The sequence below is a fragment of the Pseudooceanicola lipolyticus genome, from assembly GCF_002786325.1.
Lineage (GTDB): Bacteria > Pseudomonadota > Alphaproteobacteria > Rhodobacterales > Rhodobacteraceae > Pseudooceanicola_C > Pseudooceanicola_C lipolyticus.
The window spans coordinates 1-4,750 of sequence record NZ_PGTB01000226.1 but is presented as its reverse complement, the minus strand read 5'-3'; the positions used below and the strand labels follow the sequence as shown (position 1 = coordinate 4,750).

Genomic DNA, 4,750 nt, shown 5'->3' with positions numbered 1-4,750 from the left:
CGAACTGGCTGCGCGGGTATTCGGCGCGCGTTATGCCGAGATCCGGGTCGAGACGGGGGGGGTGGCGAGCAGGGATGGAGTGTTGATGCTGGTGCGCGCGGGCGCTGCGATCATCGCGCCGCGCCATTCGGCCAGCAGCGCGGCCAGCCCGAACACCGTGAGCGCGGCCAGCAACAGACCGCCCAGGCCGATCCCGAGACAGCAGCGCAGCGCCGCGCCCCTGCCTTGTGCAGTGGCGATGCCAAGGATCAGCGCCACCCCCGGCCCGGGCGAGACCACGCCGGTGAACTGGATGCTCCAGGCGAGGAAGAGATTGGGAAGGTCGTCGATCATGGCGAGGCTCCGGCGGTTCGGGCTAGTTTCGGCGTTGGGCGGCCAGGAACAGCCGTTCCAGCGGCATCCGCACCATGTTGTCCAGCGCGCCGGTGAACAGGATCACCAGCGCCTGGATCACCACGATCAGTTCGCGCGGGATCGTCGTCCACAGCGCCAGCTCGGCGCCACCCTGGTAGAGAAAGCCGAACAGCAGCGCGGCGAGGAACACGCCAAACGGGTGCGAGCGGCCCATCAGCGCCACCGCGATGCCAATAAAGCCGGCACCTTCGGCGGCGTTCAGCACCAGCCGTTCGGCCTCGCCCATCACGTTATTGGTGGCCATCAACCCGGCCAGTGCCCCCGAGATCAGCATGGTGATGATGATGATGCGCGCCGGCGAGATCCCGGCATAGCGCGCGCCGCTTTCGGAATGGCCATAGGCGCGGATCTCGTATCCCAGCCGGGTGCGCCAGATCAGCGCCCAGACCAGGACACAGGCCGCCACCGCCAGCAGCAGCGAGACATTGGCCGGCGCCGCGCGGGAGAAATTGATGCCCAGCGGCAGCAGCAATTCATGCAGCGTCGGCAGATGCGCCGCCTCGGGGAAGCGGGCGGTGGCCGGATCCATCGACCCGACCGGGCGCATGACATTGACCAGCATGTAGTTCAGCACCGCGGCGGCGATGAAGTTGAACATGATCGTGGTGATCACGATATGGCTGCCGCGCTTGGCCTGCAGATAGGCCGGGATCGCCGCCCAGGCGGCGCCGAACAGGGCCGCGCCCAGCGCCGCGAAGATCAGCGCCAGCGTCCAATGCGGCCAGGGGATCATCAAGCAGACCAGCGCCACGCCAAGCCCGCCCAGCGTGGCCTGGCCCTCGCCGCCGATATTGAACAGGCGGGCGTGAAAGGCGACCGCCACGGCCAGCCCGGTATACATGAAGTTGGTGGCGTAATAGAGCGTGTAGCCCCAGCCATAGGTCGAACCCAGCGCGCCCTCGACCATCAGCTGCACCGCGGCCACCGGATCCTCGCCGATGGCGAGGATCACCAGCGCCGACAGGATCGCGGCCAGCAGCAGCGAGATCAGCGGGACCAGGATGACCTCGGCCCATTTCGGCATCACGTCCATGCGCGCACCTTTCGTTCTGGTGCAAAAATCTTGGAAGATTTTTGCCAAGAATTTTGAAAAATTCTTGCCCGCGTCCGGGACAGGCGCCGCGCATTCATCATGCCGCGTCCTCCGACGTCATGCCGGCCATCAGCAGCCCCAGTTCCTTTTCGTCGGTCTGGTCGGGTATCCGTTCGCCCATGATACGGCCGTCGAACATCACCGCGATCCGGTCGGCCAGCGAAAAGATCTCGTCCAGTTCCACCGAGACCAGCAGGATCGCCTTGCCGCGGTCGCGCAGCGCCACGATTTCGTTATGGATGAACTCGATGGCGCCGATATCCACGCCGCGCGTCGGCTGGCCGACCAGCAGCAGGTCGGGGTTGCGCTCGATCTCGCGGGCAACCACCAGTTTCTGCTGATTGCCGCCGGAAAAATTCTTTGCCGCCAGCCAGGGGTCGGGCGGGCGCACGTCGAACTTGGTCATCTTCGCCTGGGTGTCGCCACGCAGGGCCCGGTTGTTCATCAGCAGGCGGTTGCGCTGATAGCGGGCGTCGTGGTGATAGCCGAAGGCGATGTTTTCCCAGGCGTGAAACTCCATGATCAGCCCTTCGCGCTGCCGGTCCTCGGGCACATGGGCGATGCCGCGCGCCCGGCGCGACTGGCCTTCGGCGCCGCCGCGCGACACCGCGAGGGGCTGGCCGTTGACGCGGATCTGGCCGTGGCCGCGGCGCATCCCGCCCAGCACCTCCAGCAATTCGGACTGGCCGTTGCCGGCCACCCCGGCAATGCCCAGGATCTCGCCGGCGCGCACGGTCAGGTCGATGCCCTTCAGCCGTTCGACGCCGGTCTCGTCCACCACCCGCAGGTTCTCGATCTCCAGCACCGGCTTGCCCGGTTTGGCCGGCACCTTGTCGACCCGCAGCAGCACCTTGCGGCCGACCATCAGCTCGGCCAGCTGCTCGGGGCTGGTCTCGGCGGTTTTCACCGTCGCGGTCATCTCGCCGCGCCGCATCACGCTGACCGTGTCGGTGATCTCCATGATCTCGCGCAGCTTGTGGGTGATCAGGATGATGGTCTTGCCCTCGTCGCGCAGCCGCCCGAGGATGCGGAACAGCTGATCCGCCTCGGCCGGGGTCAGCACGCCGGTCGGTTCGTCCAGGATCAGGATCTGCGCCTCGCGATACAGCGCCTTCAGGATCTCGACGCGCTGCTGCTTGCCGACGCCGATTTCTTCGATCACCGCGTCAGGATCGACATTCAGCCCGTATTCCCGCTCCAGCGCGATCAGCGCGCCGCGCGCCTTGGCCAGCGACGGTTTCAAAAGCCCGCCATCCTCGGCGCCGAGGATGATGTTTTCCAGCACGGTGAAATTCTCCACCAGCTTGAAATGCTGGAACACCATGCCGATGCCGGCGGCAATCGCCGCCTGGCTGTCGGGGATCTCGGTCTTCTTGCCGCCGATGAAGATCTCGCCGGCATCGGCCTTGTAAAAGCCATAGAGGATCGACATCAGGGTGGATTTCCCCGCGCCGTTTTCACCGATGATGCCGTGAATGGTGCCGGGCTGCACCGAGATGGAAATATCCTTGTTGGCCTGGACCGGGCCGAAGGCCTTGGAGATGCCCTTCAGTTCAATCGCCGGAGCGGCAGTTGCCTGCCGCTCCGCTGCGCTGCTCGCCGACATGCTTAAAAGCTCAGGGCCGGGCAGCTGTCGTTCTCGTAATAGCTGACCACCGTCAGCTCGCCATCGATGATCTTCTGCCGCGCCTCGTCGACGGCGGCTTTCATCTCGGGGGTGATCAGGGATTCGTTATGCTCGTCCAGCGCATAGCCCACGCCGTCCTCGGCCAGGCTCATGGTGAAGACGCCGGTTTCCACATCCGGGCCGGCCTTCATCGCCTCGTAGACCGCGACATCGACCCGCTTGAGCATCGAGGTCAGCACCTTGCCGGGATGCAGGTAGTTCTGGTTGCTGTCCACGCCGATCGACAGGATGCCCTCATCCGCCGCGGTCTGCAGCACGCCGACACCGGTGCCGCCGGCCGCGGCATAGACCACGTCAGCGCCCTGGCTGATCTGCGCCTTGGTCAGTTCCGAGCCCTTCACCGGGTCGTTCCAGGCCGCCGGGGTGGTGCCGGTCATGTTGGCGACGATGTTGATATCGGGATTCACCGCTTTGGCGCCCTGGGCATAGCCGCAGCCGAAATGGCGAATCAGCGGCACATCCATGCCGCCGACAAAGCCGACCGTGCCGGTCTTCGACGCCATCGCCGCCAGCATGCCGACCAGATAGGACCCTTCATGTTCGGCAAAGGCGACCTGGCGGATATTGGGCACGTCCAGCCAGTTGACATCGATCACCACGAATTTGGTGTCGGGATAATCCGGCGCTACGGTGCTCAGCGGGTCGGCCATGGCAAAGCCCATGGTGACCACCGGGTTGGCGCCGGCCTCGGCAAAGCGGCGCAGCGCCTGTTCGCGCTGGGCTTCGGATTGCAGTTCGATCTCGCGATAGGTGCCGCCGGTTTCCTCGGCCCAGCGCTGGGCGCCGTTATAGGCGGCTTCGTTGAAGCTTTTGTCGAACTTGCCGCCCAGATCGTAGATCATCGCAGGTTCCGCATGGGCCGCGCCGGCAATCAGCGCCAGACCGGCGGCGGCACCGCTCAGGGTCTTGAATAGAGTCATGAAATCTCTCCCGGTTTTATCGTTTGCTTGGGGCCTGGGATGTGACCCCCTGGCCCGGTCCGGCGCAGCCTGGCACCGCGATACTCAGATTAAGGCCGCAGGCGGGGCGGGTGGTCAACCGATTTTTCGAAGGCTGCCCGGCGATTGACGCCTGCCGTTAGGGCAGGGTCCGTGCCATGAGCAGGGCATCGACAGCCGCGCCCGTGCCCCGGCGGTAATAGCCGCGACGCCGCCCGGTCTGGCTATAGCCGCAGGCCTCATACAGCGCCCGCGCCGGGGCATTGTCGGCAGCCACTTCCAGAAAGGCGCGGGTGGCGCCGCGCCGCGCCGCCTCGGCCTGCCAGTCGGCCATCAGCGCCCGTGCCAGCCCCTGCCGCCGGTGCTGCGGCCGGGTGGCGATGGTCAGCAATTCCGCCTCGTCCAGTATCACCCGGACCAGGGCAAAGGCGCGGACATCGCCGGAGGCAAAACAGCCGGGGCTGGCCAGCAGCGCGGCGAATTCCGCTGCGCTCCACGGCCGGTCGTCGCTGGCGGCGGCATGGATCGCGGCCATGTCGGCGGCGGGAATCAATCCAGCAGCACCGGCGGCAGATCGGCCGAGGGCGCGGCATCGGCGGGGCGGATATAGAGCGGCGC

5 protein-coding genes are annotated in these 4,750 nt (G+C 66.3%); all 5 read right to left on the bottom strand.

Annotated features, from left to right (window positions below):
• Positions 1–30: 30 nt before the first annotated feature.
• On the bottom strand, positions 31–333 hold the full coding sequence (locus CVM52_RS23675; protein WP_100164793.1) for a hypothetical protein: 303 nt from the start codon (positions 331–333) through the stop codon (positions 31–33).
• Positions 334–355: 22 nt separating this feature from the next.
• A complete protein-coding gene (locus CVM52_RS23670) occupies positions 356–1,447 on the bottom strand; it encodes an ABC transporter permease (protein ID WP_100164792.1) in 1,092 nt (363 codons plus the stop codon).
• Between the two features lie 97 nt (positions 1,448–1,544).
• A complete protein-coding gene (locus CVM52_RS23665) occupies positions 1,545–3,113 on the bottom strand; it encodes an ABC transporter ATP-binding protein (protein WP_100164791.1) in 1,569 nt (522 codons plus the stop codon).
• A gap of 2 nt (positions 3,114–3,115) precedes the next feature.
• Positions 3,116–4,114: a BMP family lipoprotein gene (locus CVM52_RS23660; protein ID WP_100164790.1), complete on the bottom strand. Its 999-nt coding sequence runs from the start codon at positions 4,112–4,114 to the stop codon at positions 3,116–3,118.
• A gap of 157 nt (positions 4,115–4,271) precedes the next feature.
• A partial coding sequence (locus tag CVM52_RS23655) for a GNAT family N-acetyltransferase (RefSeq protein ID WP_306372778.1) occupies positions 4,272–4,750 on the bottom strand: 479 nt, incomplete at its 5' end.

Bases quoted from the DNA above. Each gene is read 5' to 3' on its own strand.
- CVM52_RS23675 (WP_100164793.1), bottom strand. From the start codon at position 333: ATGATCGACGACCTTCCCAATCTCTTCCTCGCCTGGAGCATCCAGTTC.
- CVM52_RS23670 (WP_100164792.1), bottom strand. From the start codon at position 1,447: ATGGACGTGATGCCGAAATGGGCCGAGGTCATCCTGGTCCCGCTGATC.
- CVM52_RS23665 (WP_100164791.1), bottom strand. From the start codon at position 3,113: ATGTCGGCGAGCAGCGCAGCGGAGCGGCAGGCAACTGCCGCTCCGGCG.
- CVM52_RS23660 (WP_100164790.1), bottom strand. From the start codon at position 4,114: ATGACTCTATTCAAGACCCTGAGCGGTGCCGCCGCCGGTCTGGCGCTG.